This is a genomic window from Methylophaga sp. UBA678, from assembly GCF_002299105.1.
Taxonomy (GTDB): domain Bacteria; phylum Pseudomonadota; class Gammaproteobacteria; order Nitrosococcales; family Methylophagaceae; genus Methylophaga; species Methylophaga marina.
This window is the reverse complement of sequence record NZ_DBNG01000033.1, coordinates 22,747-38,237: the sequence shown is the minus strand read 5'-3', so window position 1 is coordinate 38,237 and position 15,491 is coordinate 22,747. Positions and strand designations below refer to the sequence as shown.

Annotated in this window: 12 protein-coding genes; 7 read left to right on the top strand and 5 right to left on the bottom strand. The window is 44.7% G+C overall.

The features are described from left to right. The first annotated feature begins 37 nt into the window (after positions 1–37). The gene (gene clpB, locus B3014_RS14535) at positions 38–2,623 is read left to right on the top strand and encodes an ATP-dependent chaperone ClpB (RefSeq protein ID WP_289244588.1); all 2,586 of its coding nucleotides are present in this window, start codon (positions 38–40) and stop codon (positions 2,621–2,623) included. Between the two features lie 59 nt (positions 2,624–2,682). Here clpB and cynS read toward each other — a convergent pair whose 3' ends face one another. The 4 genes from cynS to B3014_RS14515 all read right to left on the bottom strand — a co-directional run bounded on the left by cynS (position 2,683) and on the right by B3014_RS14515 (position 7,162). Then, positions 2,683–3,123: a cyanase gene (gene cynS / locus B3014_RS14530; protein WP_289244589.1), complete on the bottom strand. Its 441-nt coding sequence runs from the start codon at positions 3,121–3,123 to the stop codon at positions 2,683–2,685. Positions 3,124–3,172: 49 nt separating this feature from the next. Further along, positions 3,173–4,015, bottom strand: a complete 843-nt coding sequence (locus B3014_RS14525; protein WP_289244590.1) for a formate/nitrite transporter family protein — start codon at positions 4,013–4,015, stop codon at positions 3,173–3,175. A gap of 175 nt (positions 4,016–4,190) precedes the next feature. Beyond that, complete coding sequence (locus tag B3014_RS14520) at positions 4,191–6,296, bottom strand: putative bifunctional diguanylate cyclase/phosphodiesterase (protein WP_289244591.1); 2,106 nt, start codon at positions 6,294–6,296, stop codon at positions 4,191–4,193. A gap of 35 nt (positions 6,297–6,331) precedes the next feature. Next, on the bottom strand, positions 6,332–7,162 hold the full coding sequence (locus B3014_RS14515; RefSeq protein ID WP_289244592.1) for an SDR family NAD(P)-dependent oxidoreductase: 831 nt from the start codon (positions 7,160–7,162) through the stop codon (positions 6,332–6,334). A gap of 114 nt (positions 7,163–7,276) precedes the next feature. On the opposite strand from B3014_RS14515, the gene B3014_RS14510 reads away from it, so the two are divergent. After that, on the top strand, positions 7,277–8,110 hold the full coding sequence (locus B3014_RS14510; protein WP_289244593.1) for a CheR family methyltransferase: 834 nt from the start codon (positions 7,277–7,279) through the stop codon (positions 8,108–8,110). On the opposite strand, the gene B3014_RS14505 is transcribed toward B3014_RS14510, so the two are convergent. Next, the gene (locus tag B3014_RS14505) at positions 8,107–8,784 is read right to left on the bottom strand and encodes a DUF4126 domain-containing protein (RefSeq protein WP_289244594.1); all 678 of its coding nucleotides are present in this window, start codon (positions 8,782–8,784) and stop codon (positions 8,107–8,109) included. The genes B3014_RS14510 and B3014_RS14505 overlap by 4 nt on opposite strands. A gap of 57 nt (positions 8,785–8,841) precedes the next feature. Between B3014_RS14505 and B3014_RS14500 the strand changes: the two genes are divergently transcribed. From B3014_RS14500 to B3014_RS14480, 5 genes are read left to right on the top strand one after another with little or no spacing between them, the layout of a single operon-like run. Next, positions 8,842–9,600, top strand: a complete 759-nt coding sequence (locus B3014_RS14500) for a Nif3-like dinuclear metal center hexameric protein (protein WP_289244595.1) — start codon at positions 8,842–8,844, stop codon at positions 9,598–9,600. 7 nt (positions 9,601–9,607) lie between these two features. Continuing rightward, positions 9,608–10,966 (top strand): YihY/virulence factor BrkB family protein, encoded by a 1,359-nt coding sequence (locus B3014_RS14495; RefSeq protein WP_289244596.1) that lies wholly within the window; start codon positions 9,608–9,610, stop codon positions 10,964–10,966. Further along, positions 10,963–12,192 (top strand): bifunctional phosphopantothenoylcysteine decarboxylase/phosphopantothenate--cysteine ligase CoaBC, encoded by a 1,230-nt coding sequence (gene coaBC, locus B3014_RS14490; protein WP_289244597.1) that lies wholly within the window; start codon positions 10,963–10,965, stop codon positions 12,190–12,192. The genes B3014_RS14495 and coaBC overlap by 4 nt, the downstream gene beginning before the upstream one ends. Next, positions 12,164–12,619, top strand: a complete 456-nt coding sequence (gene dut, locus B3014_RS14485; protein ID WP_286305640.1) for a dUTP diphosphatase — start codon at positions 12,164–12,166, stop codon at positions 12,617–12,619. Before coaBC ends, dut begins: the two co-directional genes overlap by 29 nt. Positions 12,620–12,640: 21 nt before the next feature. Further along, complete coding sequence (locus B3014_RS14480; RefSeq protein WP_289244598.1) at positions 12,641–15,475, top strand: phosphomannomutase/phosphoglucomutase; 2,835 nt, start codon at positions 12,641–12,643, stop codon at positions 15,473–15,475. Positions 15,476–15,491: the final 16 nt, after the last annotated feature.

The following is a 15,491-nucleotide window of genomic DNA, read 5'->3' as shown; positions in this document are numbered from 1 at the left end:
TCTGTATTAACTTACTTTTTTAGGGGAAATACCTCTTATGCAAATCGATAAATTAACCAGTAAATTTCAGGAAGCACTCGCTGCTGCCCAAAGTATGGCTGTCGGGCAAGATCATCAGTTCATTGAACCTGTACATTTAATGTTGGCTTTGTTGCAACAACAAAATGGCAGTGTCAAACCGATTCTGGCTCAGAGTGGTGTCAGTGTTGCCGCTTATCAAGCGGAGTTAGAACAGCAGTTATCACGACTGGCCCAAGTGGAAGGTGGCAATGGTGATATCCATGTTTCACAAGACTTAAGCCGGTTATTAAATCAAACCGATAAGCTGGCACAAAAACGTCAGGATCAGTACATTTCCAGTGAACTGTTTGTATTGGCATTGGCAGAAGATAAAAACCAACATGGCGATCTATTACGACAGCATGGTGGTAACAAAACGGCGATTAATAACGCCATCGATAAGATTCGTGGAGGGGAGCGCGTGACTGATCCAAATGCAGAAGAACAACGGCAGGCCTTGGAGAAATACACCATTGATCTGACAGCAAGAGCTGAAGCAGGCAAATTAGATCCGGTGATTGGTCGTGATGATGAAATTCGTCGTACTGTTCAAGTCTTACAGCGCCGTACTAAAAATAACCCCGTTCTTATCGGTGAACCTGGTGTCGGTAAAACCGCCATTGTGGAAGGATTAGCACAACGTATCGTCAATGGTGAAGTGCCTGATGGTATGAAAAATAAACGGGTTTTAGCGCTGGATATGGGGTCTTTGATTGCCGGTGCTAAATTCCGTGGTGAGTTTGAAGAACGCCTGAAAGCTGTTTTGAATGATCTATCGAAACAAGAAGGTCAGATTATTCTGTTTATTGACGAAATTCATACCATGGTAGGGGCCGGTAAAGCGGAAGGCGCGATGGATGCTGGTAATATGCTCAAGCCAGCACTGGCGCGTGGTGAACTTCACTGTATCGGTGCAACCACCTTAAATGAATATCGTCAGTATGTGGAAAAAGATGCGGCTTTAGAGCGTCGCTTCCAAAAAGTGCTCGTTGGTGAGCCTACGGTCGAATCGACCATCGCCATCTTACGTGGACTGACAGAACGCTATGAAGTCCATCATGGTGTCGATATTACGGATCCGGCGATTGTGGCTGCGGCGACCTTGTCCAACCGTTACATTACAGACAGAAAGTTACCAGATAAAGCGATTGACCTTATTGATGAAGCCGCCAGTCGCATTCGTATGGAAATCGATTCCAAGCCAGAGGTCTTAGATCGCCTGGAGCGTCGTTTGATTCAATTAAAAATTGAACGCATGGCACTGAAAAAACAAAGTGATGATGCCTCTAAAAAACGACTGGAAACGCTTGAGACCGAGATGAAAAAACTGGCCAGAGAATATACTGATCTGGAAGAAGTCTGGAAGTCTGAGAAAGCGTCGCTACACGGTAGTCAGCACGTAAAAGAAGAGCTGGAAAAAGCGCGTCTTGAACTTGATGCAGCTAATCGTAATGCTGATTATGAAAAAATGGCGAAACTACAATATGGACGTATTCCAGAGTTGGAAAAACAACTGAAACTGGCGACAGAAGCCGAGATGCAAGAATTCACCTTGTTACGTAATAAAGTGGGTGAAGAGGAAATCGCTGAAGTAGTGTCCAAATGGACGGGCATTCCGATCTCTAAAATGCTGGAAGGTGAACGTGACAAACTGCTGAAAATGGACGACGCCTTACACGAAACAGTGATTGGTCAAGATGAAGCGGTTACCTCAGTGGCCAATGCGATTCGTAGAAGTCGAGCAGGCTTATCTGATCCGCAACGTCCCAATGGCTCGTTCCTGTTTTTAGGGCCTACAGGTGTGGGTAAAACAGAATTGTGTAAATCACTGGCTAACTTCCTGTTTGATACACAGGACGCGATGATTCGAATTGATATGTCTGAGTTTATGGAAAAACATTCCGTCGCTCGTCTGGTCGGTGCGCCGCCTGGTTATGTTGGGTATGAGGAAGGTGGCTATTTGACGGAAGCTGTCAGACGTAAACCTTATTCTGTCATCTTGTTAGATGAGGTGGAAAAAGCCCATCCGGATGTCTTTAACATCCTGCTTCAGGTGTTGGACGATGGCCGTTTGACTGATGGACAGGGGCGCACGGTTGATTTTCGTAATACCGTTATTGTGATGACCTCTAATCTGGGCTCAAGCGTGATTCAGGAAATGGCCGGTGAAGAAAATTATGACGCCATGAAGGCGGCGGTCATGGAGATTGTGGCACAACATTTCCGTCCGGAGTTTATCAACCGGGTTGATGATGTGGTGGTATTCCATCCATTACAACAGGCGCAAATCCGTGCGATTGCTGAGATTCAGTTATCTCATCTGCGTGCAAGACTGGCCGAGCGTGAGATGAAGCTGATGTTATCTGATGAGGCTTTGGATTTGATTGCTTCAGAAGGCTTTGACCCTGTCTATGGTGCAAGACCACTGAAACGCGTGATTCAACAGGAGATTGAAAACCCTCTGGCGCAGGACTTATTGTCAGGTAAGTTCTCAGCGGGTGATACCGTCAATATCGATGTTGAAGCCGATAAACTGGTTTTCAAAGAACTGAAGCTTCACTAAAACATGAGAAAAAAAGAAGGGAGAAAACCGAGGTTTATCTCCCTTCACCAAGGGGCAACTTACCAGGCTTTATAAGGTAAAAATTTGCCATTCATTGTCACAACAACACGATCCCCCTTGGGGTCGTGTTCCCGCTCTACCGACATATTAAAATCAATGGCACTCATAATGCCATCGCCAAACTTTTCTTGAATGACTTCTTTCAGAGTGGGGCCATATACGCCAACAATTTCATAGAGGCGATAAATCAATGGATCTTTAGGCACGCTCTCATCCCAACTTTTTATCGGGTAAGCCTCAAGTGCTGTTTTGACTTCGGCTGGTAGTTCTAAAAGTTCACATAAAGCATGTGCTTTTTCGGCTGGCATGCTATTCATGCCCATGCAAGCTGAAGTGGTCCACACAGTGGACATACCGATGGTGTTGGCAATCGTTTCCCACTGTAGCTGTTTAATTTCTTTAGCCACCATGATGGCTTGAGTCATGTCCAGTTTATTCATCTTATTTCTCGCATTATTAAGTGATGTCGACATATTAACGAATGCAATATTAGTTAACGGTGACTTTATTAGCCGGCTCGATAACACGGCTACGAGTAGGTCCCGGTTTAAGGTGAGTGGCGTAAAGCACCATGCCGGTTAACAATAAACCGCCTACTAAATTACCTAAAATAACGGGGATTTCATTCCAGATTAACCAGTCAGCAATAGTAATAGGTGCACCCATCATCATTCCCAGCGGGAATAAATACATATTGACGACAGCATGCTCAAATACCAGACCAAAGAAGATAAGAATCGGCATCCACATTGCGATGACCTTACCCATCACGTCTTTTGATAACATGGCACCGACCACACCAACGGACACCATCCAGTTGCATAAAATGCCTTTGACAAACACGGTAAACCAACCTGCTGCACCGTGCTCAGCAAAGCCAAGTGTTCTCGCTTCAGCCGCTTTAGCAATCGCTTGTCCGACTGCACCGGGCTCGGTTGTGAAGGCGAAGGTCCAGGCAATGCCAATCAACACAGCGGTTGTTAATGCCCCCAGTAAATTACCCAGAGCGACTAGTCCCCAGTTTTTAAGTAAACCATTGAATGTCGCACCAGGGCGTTTATCAAATAAAGCTAATGGCACAAGTGCAAACACACCGGTCAATAAATCAAACCCTAATAAATTCAGAATACAAAACCCGACGGGGAAGATTAAAGCACCGACTATTGGAATACCGGTTTGTACAGCGGCCGTCACAGCAAGAGCGACGGCGATGGCTAAAATGGCACCAGCCATAAATGAACGAATCAACACATCTCGGGTGGCCATGAATAATTTTGACTCACCAGCATCCACCATTGTTTTTACAAACTCACCAGGGCTTATATAAGACATAGCATTTATTTCTCCACAGAACTAAAAAAGTAAGGTGGATTTAAATTGGCATTTATTATGCCAGTTTAATAATGATTTATATATCAGTGTGATAGTGGTGTTTTTGTCTGGGGGAGTGCTGGTTTTTTGCACCATATTGAATATTTTGTCCCTGCATGGTGCAGGGCAGTAAGATTTAATCTGACTCGGGTAATAAATCTTGTTGGGGCTTGCCAATATAAAAGCCTTGAGCAAAGTCGACCCCGTATCTTTGTAGAATGTGGAGTATGGCTTCATTCTCGACATATTCGGCAATGGTCTGGCGACCAAGCCCTTTTGCTACATCAATTAATGCTTTAACAAAGAGCTGATCGTCTTTATTGATATCCAGATTTTGTATAAAAATACCATCGATTTTAATGATGTCTATGGGCAGTTCCCGCATGTAATTGAATGAAGCAAAACCAACGCCAAAGTCATCCAGTGAAAAACGGCATCCCAGCGCTTTGATGGCGGTCATCATTAATTTCGCTTGATACAGGTTTGAAACCGCCACCGTTTCGGTAACTTCAAAAATTAAGGCGGTAGGGTCCACATCAAAGCGTTTAATTAATTTTTTTAGATAGGGCAATAAAACGGGGGTATCCACCACGGCACCAGACAGATTGATAGCAAACTCTACTTTAGAACCTTGTTTTTGTAGTTCGCCTAATTTTTTTATGCTGTGATGTAAAACATAATGGTCGATGCTTTGAATGAGTCCGACTTCTTCAGCAATTTCGATAAATTTGCCGGGTAAAGTGATTTCTTGGGTGGCGGGATCACGCATTCTGACCAGGACTTCATAATGCTGAATGTTATTATTATTCAGATTGAGTATGGGCTGGAAATAGAGAACGAAGAGATGATTTTCCAAGGCTTCTTCGATTTTTTGTTTCCAATAAACCCGTTTTTGTAGCTGTTCACGACTTTGATCATCCAATGAAAAAACATGATAGCGACCTTTGCCGTTAGCTTTCGCTCGATACATGGCCAAATCTGCAAAGCCTATGAGTTCATTGGTCGTGGCATCTTGTAGGGGATAGTTGACGATACCAATACTGGCCGAGATGGTATGACGCACAGACGCATAATTCAGATGAATGGTTGATAGCTCAGCCAGTATCTTTTTCGACAGAGTGATGGCGCCAGCTTCATCACTTTCCGGCATGATAATCGCGAATTCATCACCACTTAGCCTGGCAACAAAATCAGTAAAACGTGTGATTCTATTGAGGGTTTTTGCGACAAGTTTTAAGGCTTCATCACCAGCTCGATGGCCACTGGTATCGTTGATATCTTTAAAGCGATCTAAATCCAGTAGCAAAAGCGTATTGTTATGTTGATAACGAATGGCTGTTTGCAATGACTTTTCGAATTCTTCAGTAAATTTTCTTCTATTACATAAATCCGTTAATGGATCATGTTCAGCCATCCAGACGATACGCTTTTCAGCTGCTCGGGTTTGTGTATTATCAAGACCCACAGAGAGAATCAGTGTTGTTTCATTATTTCTTTCTACACGTGAATGAAACCAAGAGATTTGTTTTAAATGTCCTGCTTTATCAACAAGTTCAGCCTCTTGCTGCGCAATCTGGATGTTACCAAGTAGCAGCTCTTTCAGAATATGATCGGTTTCGGACCAGTGACCAGGAGGGAAAAAACGTGCGACATCCGAACCTTCCACTTCGTCACGACTAAAACCGGTCAATTGCTCACCATATTGGTTGAATAACTGAATGATGTGTTGATCGTCTGAAGTCATCACAATCATCTGAGCGGTATCAACGAGTTGTGTGATGAAATCGCGTTCACTCTTCAAGGCTTGATGGGCCCTAAATACCGCTTTATTACGCTGACTAACCTTGCTTTCCAGTGCTTCAAGCATACTAGCTAAATCACACAGCGCTTGTTTCAGCTTCACGATGGCCGGGTCTGACTGGACTTCATCGATTTTTTCACATTGCTCGCGGGCCTCAATGTATTTTTTGCTGGCAACCAGTGGGATGGAGAGAGTCAGTTGACCTATCTCATCGATGCCTGACTGCAGAGGGCGAATAATGTAGCGAGAAAACAATAGAGTTAGACATAAATAAGAGAGAACACTCAGTGCTCCTGCAATCCAGGTGATAGATGAAAATGTCGGAAAAAAATAACGTATTAAGAAGAAAGTACCAAGGGCTATGACAGCGGATAAAACACTGCTTACCATAATCCAGTTTTGAGTCATGGAGACTGAATTGGAGTGTCTGGTACTTCTCATGATGACAGCTCGTTCATGATACGCATCCTTTCAAGCTAGCTATCGGAGACCTTACGGCACATCCAGTCTAGTACACCTGTTGGCAGTAGTCTCTTACTATATGCAAAAAGATAAGTAGGAAAAGTGACGTAGTAACGTCTTTTAGGCTTTTTAGCTTCTAACGCATGAATAAATTTTTTTACAACAGCATCTGCAGGCAGCGTGAAAGGGGCGGCTGGGCCTTTTTTTTTGAGTCTGGCTTCCATCGCTTCATAAGTTTGGCGATGAGCGCTGTGAGTTTTATTAATATGCTGCATATACTTTGCGTAGGCGTTGTCGCGAAAACGACTGCTGATTGGGCCTGGCTCAATCAGACTGACATGGATGTCTGAGCCATGGAGTTCGATTCGTAAGGTATCGGCCAAACCTTCTATGGCGTATTTACTGGCGTTATAGGCGCCCCGGTAAGCTAAGGCGATTAATCCCAAGACCGAACTGTTATAAATAATGCGTCCATAGCCTTGTTGGCGCATATGAGCGATAGCCAGATTGGTTAGCTGTTGTGTACCAAATACATTCGTTTCAAACTGTTCTGTCAGCGCGGTGCGTGATAAGTCTTCAACGGCGCCTGGTTGTCCAAAAGCAGCATTATTAAACAGCCCATCCAGTTGATGATTAAGGTGGTTTAATGCTTGTTGAAAACCTGCGCTCACACTGTTTTCATCCGCTAAATCCATAATGATGGTATAGATACCTTGCTCCTCAAGTGCTGCTTTGTCGCTGTCCTGGCGGACCGTGGCCACGACTTTATAACCACGCTGATGTAATGTGATGGCGGCACATAAACCAATGCCGCTGGAGCAGCCTGTGATGAGACATGTTTTCATTTGATTACTTCATCTTTACGAAATGATTTATCACTTTATCCGATGTTAGGGTAAATGTTTAAGTCTGTTGTCCGATATGCTATATATTCCTTTAACACTTAACCCTGAGACACTATGCAGACGCAAGAAATAACGGATATTGATTACCAGCGCTTTAAGCGTTTCTTAGAAGATGCCTGCGGTATTCTTCTCGGGGATGGCAAACAATATCTCATTGTCAGCAGACTGACGCGTCTGTTGCGCGATGAAAAGATGACAAGCTTGTCAGAGTTGATTAGTGCGGTTGAGCGAGGTCAGCCCCATCATCTGCGTGATGCGGTTATTGATGCCATGACAACCAATGAGACGTCTTGGTTTCGAGATGTTCAGCCTTTTGAGACCCTTGGTCAGGTGATTTTCCCCGAATTAGAGAAGGTGCGAGGAACGTCGCTTAGAATATGGTCGGCCGCATGCTCATCCGGGCAGGAACCCTATACCATCAGCATGATGTTAAGTGAATACTGCCGAAAAGTATCATCAAGTAGACTGGCTTCCAGCCAAATCATCGCCACAGATATTTCCAGTTCAATGCTAGTACAGGCAAAAAAAGCAGAATATGAGGATGTGGCCGTTGGTCGCGGCTTATCTGATCAACGGCGCCAACAGTTTTTCACCAAACAGGGAGAGCGCTGGCGTGTTATTGATGAAGTCAAACAGCGAGTAAGTTTTAGACCTCAGAACCTGTTGCAAAGCTTTGGTACCTTAGGCAAGTTCGATATTATCTTTTGTCGAAATGTACTGATTTATTTCTCGGCCGATCGCAAAAAAGACATTCTGCAGCGGATGGCGCAATCACTGAACAAAGGTGGGTATCTTTTCCTTGGGGCGTCAGAAACAATTAGTGGTTACACCGATGCCTTTGATCTCGTTCGTACGCCACATAGCACCGTTTATCGCAAAAAAGATTAGTTTGGATCGTGCTCAATTTTTTTGACTGGTGTGTCTTCAGTATTTGTTGTTGATTCACCCACACTGCTTTCTGGCGTTTTTGTCAGTCCAAGCCAACGACCAACCTTACTGAATATGGCCTTGAGCAAGCGCCATAGTCTTGGCAATAACCAAATCATCAAAGCAACAAACACAACAAGCAGTATCAGAAACAGTACTGGATGGTGAAGCGCTGTCCATAAACCAGCAATCACTAATAAATCTTCGCTGATAGAGGCGCCCCAATTCGTCACAGGTTCGGGAGAGGTATTAATCAATAAACGACCACCTGCCTTGGTTGCATGACTGCCAGCCGCTAAGCTGCCTCCTAATAACGCGGCGCTTAATTCAGCAGCTGCACTGACATCACCTACGGCGCCTGCGGCTAGCATCGCCCCAGCAGGAATTCGGATAAAGGTGTGCATCGTATCCCAGCCGGAATCGACACCTGGAATTTTGTCAGCAAAGAATTCTACGCAGTACATAAAGCCAGCGGCGGCCATCACCATCGGATCAGTTAGAATCTGAAGTTCATCAGGTAAGACAATATTTCCGGTGATTCCCATGTAACCAAGCATAAAAATAGTGGCATAGAGATTGATCCCGCTTGCCCATGCAGCACCCATACTGAGTGCAATAATGTTGACTGCTTCCATTGATGGCTCTCCATTTTGTTATAGTGATGACTTACTTAGCCACAGGGATTTAAGTCGATGATAACCCGAACTGAATTTCTCGCCTACATCAATACACTTTTAGAGCCTGAGCGTTTTAACGATTATTGCCCGAATGGTCTTCAGGTTGAAGGTCGTGAGGATATCTCAACGCTGGTGACCGGTGTTACGGCTTCAGAAGCCTTGTTGGAGGAAGCAATAGATCGAAATGCCGACGCTGTCATCGTCCATCATGGCTATTTCTGGCGTGGAGAAGATGCCCGAATAATCGGTATGAAGCAGCGCAGATTAAAATTATTGCTGGAAAATGAAGTTAATTTAATCGCCTATCATTTGCCTTTGGATGCTCATCCAAACTTAGGTAACAATGCCCAGCTTGCTGCATTGTTAGGCATCGAAGTTGATGGGCGAATTTCAGGTATGGGAGATCCAGCAATAGGTTTATGTGGGAGTCTACCCGAGCCTGTATCTCTAGCTGCATTCACGAGTCATGTTCGACAACAACTCAAACGAGATCCGCTGGTAATACAAGGGCATGATCGCCAAATTAATACGGTTGGTTGGTGCACTGGTGCCGCTCAGGGGTATTTAGCGCAGGCTGCTGAACTGGGGTTAGATCTTTATATCAGTGGTGAAATCTCTGAGCCAACTGTGCATATAGCGCGTGAATTAGGTATTAACTACATGGCGGCCGGGCATCACGCCACGGAGCGCTATGGGGTGAAAGCATTGGGTGAACGGCTGGCGGAACAGTTTGGAATCACCCATCATTTTATTGATATCGATAATCCGGTTTAGGTTTTTTATGTTTAATTCCATTCTAAATTTTTATGAAAAACAACGACTTCGCATTGAACGTTTTTTTGAAATAACCTTGTGGCAAGACATTGCTGAAGATGCTTCGCCATTATGGCGTTTATGGGTTAATGCCATTCGTGTCACATATATCATGATTCGTGAACTGGCAACCGGTGAGTTGAATTTACGTGCCATGAGTCTGGTGTTTACCACCATTCTTTCTTTGGTCCCCTTAATTGCTGTCGCGTTTTCTGTTTTGAAAGCGTTTGGTGTTCACAACCAAATGGAACCGATGTTATTGAGTTTGTTGGAGCCGCTGGGTGAGCGTGGTCCCGAAATAACGGAAAATATTATTGGTTTTGTGCAGAACGTCAAAGTCGGCGTTTTAGGATCAATTGGTGTGGCGATGTTGTTCTACACCATTATTGCGCTGGTCCAGAAAATTGAGAATGCGTTCAATTTTGTCTGGCGTGTAAAGCGATCGCGATCATTCGCCCGGCGTTTTACGGATTATCTGAGCGTGGTGATGATTGGCCCGGTGTTGATTTTTTCAGCATTGGGACTGGTGGCAACCGTTGTAAACCATGAGTTTGTTCAACAATTAAGCAGTATCGAACCTTTTGGCACATTGCTGGTGATTGGCACAAAGCTGTTGCCTTACCTGATGATTATCACGGCATTTACGTTCTTATACACCTTTATACCGAACACAAAAGTGAAGTTCAGTCCGGCACTGATTGGTGCTTCAGTGGCGGGTGCTTTATGGATTGGGGTCGGCACCGTATTTGCCAAATTTGTGGCTTCTTCATCCAACTACACGGCGATTTATTCCAGCTTTGCTATTTTGTTTTTCTTTATGATCTGGTTATATCTCGCCTGGTTCATCTTATTAACAGGATCTCAGGTAGCCTTTTATCTTCAGCATCCTAAGCTGGTGAAATTAGCAGGTAAACCGCTGATATTAAGTCCTCGACTACGGGAACGAGAAGGACTTTGGCTGATGACAGTGATTGCAAGACGATTTTGTCAAAATCAACCTCCGCTGACGATTCAACACTTGGAAGAGCAAACCGGACTGACGAATAATGCTGTTCAGGATTTACTCACCAGTCTTGAAAAAGGCGGGTTTCTTATTGAAATTGCTGGTGATGAAACACGTTATGTGCCCTCGTGTGATGTGGCAACAATCAAGGTAGCAGCATTATTGAACTGTTTACGCACTGCCGAAGAGAACAGTGCCTATCATGTCAAAGGTATGATGGATAAAGATGTGAACAAATTACTTAAAGACATTGGTGATGCTCAAGCCGAGGTCTTAGGCGATTTAACATTGCGTGAACTTGCGCTGAGGAAAGATGGCGAATGAGCAATGTTTCATCCATAAAAAACAAACAAATTGTTGTCGCCGTTACAGGAAGTATTGCTGCATATAAAGCCGCAGATTTAATTCGTCGATTGAAAGAGTTTGGTGCTGAAGTGCGTGTCGTCATGACACATGGCGCGGCCGAATTTATTACACCACTGACATTGCAGACATTGAGTGGGCATCCTGTATCGATGACCTTGTTGGACGCTGATGAAGAGTCTGCAATGGGCCATATTGCATTAGCTCGTTGGGCAGATTGGATACTGGTTGCTCCGGCAACGGCTGACTGTCTGTCGAGGCTGGTTGCCGGTCGTGCTGACGACTTACTGAGTGCTGTTTGCCTGGCAACGGAAGCGCCAATTGCTGTCGCCCCGGCCATGAATAATAAAATGTGGTCCAACACTGCCACACAGAACAATCTCAGCTTGCTGCGGCATCGCGGCATTCATGTGATTGGTCCTGCTAGTGGCGACCAGGCTTGCGGCGAACAGGGAGAAGGTAGATTGCTCGAGCCTTTGGCTATTATTGAGGAATTAAGTCGGTTGATGGTGCCAGGCCAGTTAATAGACAAACACGTCATGATTACAGCTGGCCCGACCTACGAACCGATAGATCCTGTTAGATTTATTGGTAACAGAAGTTCGGGGAAAATGGGCTTTGCTTTAGCTCAGGCGGCGAGAGAATCAGGTGCAAACGTGACGCTGATTAGCGGCCCGGTCAGTCTGACAACGCCCACAGGCGTGAAACGGATTGATGTGGAAACGACGGAACAAATGGCAAATGCAGTTGATGCCAGCTTGGAATCATGTGATATTTTCATTAGCTGTGCCGCAGTGGCCGATTACCGACCTAAACTGTTTGAGCAAGAAAAAATAAAAAAAACAGAAAAACAGCCGTTACAAATAGAACTCCAGCCAACAAAAGATATTGTGTCGGCTGTAACGACAAGCCACAATAGGCCATCATTTGTTGTTGGCTTTGCTGCAGAAACACAAAACCTGGTGGAATATGCACAGTCGAAATTAGAACGAAAAAAGCTCGATATGATCGCAGCGAATTGGGTTGGACAAAAACAGGGGTTTGCTGCCGATGACAATGCTTTGCATGTGATATGGAATGATGGTGAACAAACATTGCCACTGATGCCTAAAACTCAGTTGGCGCGAGAACTGATGACATTAATAATAAAAAGATTCTATGCAAAAAATTCAATTAAAAATTCTTGACCCTCGCCTTGGCGACACGATTGCACTGCCCGACTATGCAACATCAGGTTCGGCCGGTTTAGATCTGCGTGCCTGTCTTGATGAGTCTGTCACTCTTGCTCCAGGCGAAACAGTGTTAATTCCCACAGGCCTGGCTATTCATATTGATGATGCCAGTCTGGCGGCTGTGTTATTGCCACGTTCCGGGCTAGGTCATAAACACGGTATTGTTTTAGGCAATCTGGTTGGACTGATTGATAGTGACTATCAAGGGCAAGTGTTTGTTTCCTGCTGGAATCGCGGTAGCGATAGTTTTGAGATCAGCGTAGGAGAACGGATTGCACAAATGGTATTTGTGCCTGTCGTGCAGGTAGGATTTGAGCAAGTTGATGAATTCAGTTCATCGGAGCGCGGAACGGGTGGGTTTGGCCATACCGGACGTCAGTGATAGCAAGCAAAGGGGATGGGCATGGCGATGAAGGATAAGCTCGCGATAGCGCTGGGAAGCAAGCTCGTTAGTAGTATGTTGTTATTGTCCGTGCTCGTATTGCTATGCATTGCCGTCCTGTTCGCTGATAAAAAGGCCAACACAGCACAAGAAAGTACTGAGCGCCAACATAACCAACAGATTATCGATGCCGTTGTTGCGAGTTATCAGCAACAAATAACAGCTTGGCAGCAACAAACGCTGAGGCTGGCTGAGTTAGACGAAACCAAGCAATTGGCAAAAACTAAGAATATCTTCGTAATTGACGACTGGAAGACAGTGGCGAACACTTTTTTTCCAACAGCCAAGGCCGTCTGTTTAATCACACAAGAGTATGAGTCGCCTACACGTGAAGCTTGCCTGCCCATTACCTATGCTTCCTTAAAAAGCTTACGACAACTGAATACACAAGCGCAGGCTGATGTCGCTATGATCATGCAGGATGGCCAGTCAGATCATATTTTACTGGCGGCGAAAGTACCTCTTGATGATGAGCAACAGTATGCGGCGGTGGCAGTTGCGCTTGAGCCTGTCGATATCCAAATGATTAATCCAGGACTGCTTCCTGATGCGTATGTTGAAATTACTCAGGGCGATATGTCACTGGGCATTCTGACAACGCTCGGCAACAGTCAATATAAACATGCCGATACTGTTGTTAGTCAGCCAATATCCAATTCATACTGGCAAGTGAAACTCTGGGCCGCACCGCTTGCAACTAGTGCATCGCTATGGATGATATTTCTACCTGTGATGCTATTAATTGCACTGATATGGTGGGTGCGAGAGTGGTGGCAGAAAAAATTATTACGATCAGATGCCGATACGCTGGAAGAGCAGCTTCATGATCTACAAGACGTCAAACTCAAACCAAAATACCCACTGATTTTCCAGGAGTTTTATGGCGTTCGAGAGTTTATTCAACAATTGGCGATTCCAGAAAAGAAACGTCCCGTCCCCGTGGATGAACCAAACAGCGTTTTTGTCATAGATGATGAGGCAACAGAAGCAGACTTAAGTGCTGAAACAGAGACGTCGTTAATTACTGATAATGAGCCTAGCAATCATGACGTTATTGATTATGACCAACCATATGAGAACAAAGATGCTGAGATGACATCCCCTCAGCAAATAGATGATGAGATGGTGACTGATGAATTCAAATCTAATCGTCTTGATGAAACCGTTGACAACCGTTCTGATGTTCTTGAGCTCGAATTAAATGATGAAGAAGAAAAGACGGACAAGAATGATTCTTCTATCTTTATTGAACCCGACTCTTTAGACGAAAAAGAAACGTCACCTGAGCCAACTATTAATTTTGAATTAGAAGTCGATGAGGGCCCCGAGGAAGCAAAAGAAAGCTTCCATGAAGATACTCAGCAAAGTCAGTTAACACCAGAAAAGAAACTGGAGTTGAATCCACCGTCAGCACAGAATATGCCTGATGAAGGCATATTCAGAGCGTATGACATTAGAGGTATTGTGGGTGAGCAGTTAACTGTTCCCGTGATGACATTGATTGGTCGCGCTGTGGGCAGTCAAATGTTGGCGCAAGGCGTGTCCGAGTTAGTTGTTGGTCATGATGGACGTTTAAGCAGTCAACCTTTAGCTAAAGCATTCATGCGCGGTGTTACCAATACAGGTTGTCATGTGGTTGATCTTGGGCAGGTGCCCACACCTGTGGTCTATTTCGCATGTGAGCATTTAAATACGCATTCTGGCGCGATGATCACAGGCAGTCACAATCCTGCTAATTACAATGGAATAAAACTCGTTATCGCCGGAAAAACGCTTGAAGGTGATGAAGTTCACGCCTTATACCGTCGTATTAAAACGGGTGCATTTGAAACAGGACGAGGCAACATCAGTGCAACGGATGTGACAGATGCCTATATTCAAAGAATAAAAACCGAGGTAAAACCCGAGCGCAAAATTAAAGTGGTAGTGGACTGTGGCAATGGTGTTGCAGGTAAAGTATTACCTAAAGTGCTCAAAGAAATAGGCTGCCATGTCATTGAATTATTCTGTGAAGTTGATGGCCGTTTCCCTAATCATCACCCTAATCCAGGCGAACCAGAAAACTTAAAATCACTCGTCTCTGAAGTGAAGTCTACAGGCGCAGAGCTGGGTATTGCCGTGGATGGGGATGGTGATCGCCTCGGAGTGGTCGACACGCAAGGTAATATTATCTGGCCAGATCAACTCATGATCTTGTTTTCAAGGGATGTTCTGGAAAAGTCGCCAGGGGCTACGATACTCTATGATGTAAAAAGTACGAGTTTGCTTGAGGGCGTGATACGCTTTGCGGGTGGCGAGCCAATGATGGTGCCATCTGGACATTCTGTTATCAAAAATAAAATGCGACAGTATAATGCCGCGTTGGCTGCTGAAATGAGCGGACATTTCTTCTTTAATGACCGCTGGTATGGATTTGATGATGCGACATATGCCGCAGCAAGGTTAATCGAGTTATTAGCCGCCGATCCGATGTCACGAACACCTACCCAGTTGTTCTCTGAAATTAGTCAACGTGTATCAACACCTGAAATTATGGTGAACATGCCATACCCAGAAGCCAAACGGTTTATGACGACGCTCATAAGCAATTTCAATGCAGATGGTGGTGACGTTTCGACGGTTGATGGTATACGAGTGGATTATGCTGATGGCTGGGGATTAGTGCGTATTTCAAATACATTGCCTGCGTTGACATTACGTTTTGAAGCCACAAATGATGTTGAGTTAGAAAGAATCAAACAGTTGTTTGTGGAACAAATGCAGCAAGTGAAACCCACTCTGACATTAAAACTATAATTTAATTAAGACTAAT

Bases quoted from the DNA above. Each gene is read 5' to 3' on its own strand.
- B3014_RS14495 (WP_289244596.1), top strand. From the start codon at position 9,608: ATGTTTAATTCCATTCTAAATTTTTATGAAAAACAACGACTTCGCATT.
- coaBC (WP_289244597.1), top strand. From the start codon at position 10,963: ATGAGCAATGTTTCATCCATAAAAAACAAACAAATTGTTGTCGCCGTT.
- B3014_RS14500 (WP_289244595.1), top strand. From the start codon at position 8,842: ATGATAACCCGAACTGAATTTCTCGCCTACATCAATACACTTTTAGAG.
- B3014_RS14515 (WP_289244592.1), bottom strand. From the start codon at position 7,162: ATGAAAACATGTCTCATCACAGGCTGCTCCAGCGGCATTGGTTTATGT.
- B3014_RS14480 (WP_289244598.1), top strand. From the start codon at position 12,641: ATGGCGATGAAGGATAAGCTCGCGATAGCGCTGGGAAGCAAGCTCGTT.
- B3014_RS14510 (WP_289244593.1), top strand. From the start codon at position 7,277: ATGCAGACGCAAGAAATAACGGATATTGATTACCAGCGCTTTAAGCGT.
- clpB (WP_289244588.1), top strand. From the start codon at position 38: ATGCAAATCGATAAATTAACCAGTAAATTTCAGGAAGCACTCGCTGCT.
- B3014_RS14505 (WP_289244594.1), bottom strand. From the start codon at position 8,784: ATGGAAGCAGTCAACATTATTGCACTCAGTATGGGTGCTGCATGGGCA.
- B3014_RS14525 (WP_289244590.1), bottom strand. From the start codon at position 4,015: ATGTCTTATATAAGCCCTGGTGAGTTTGTAAAAACAATGGTGGATGCT.
- B3014_RS14520 (WP_289244591.1), bottom strand. From the start codon at position 6,296: ATGAGAAGTACCAGACACTCCAATTCAGTCTCCATGACTCAAAACTGG.
- cynS (WP_289244589.1), bottom strand. From the start codon at position 3,123: ATGAATAAACTGGACATGACTCAAGCCATCATGGTGGCTAAAGAAATT.
- dut (WP_286305640.1), top strand. From the start codon at position 12,164: ATGCAAAAAATTCAATTAAAAATTCTTGACCCTCGCCTTGGCGACACG.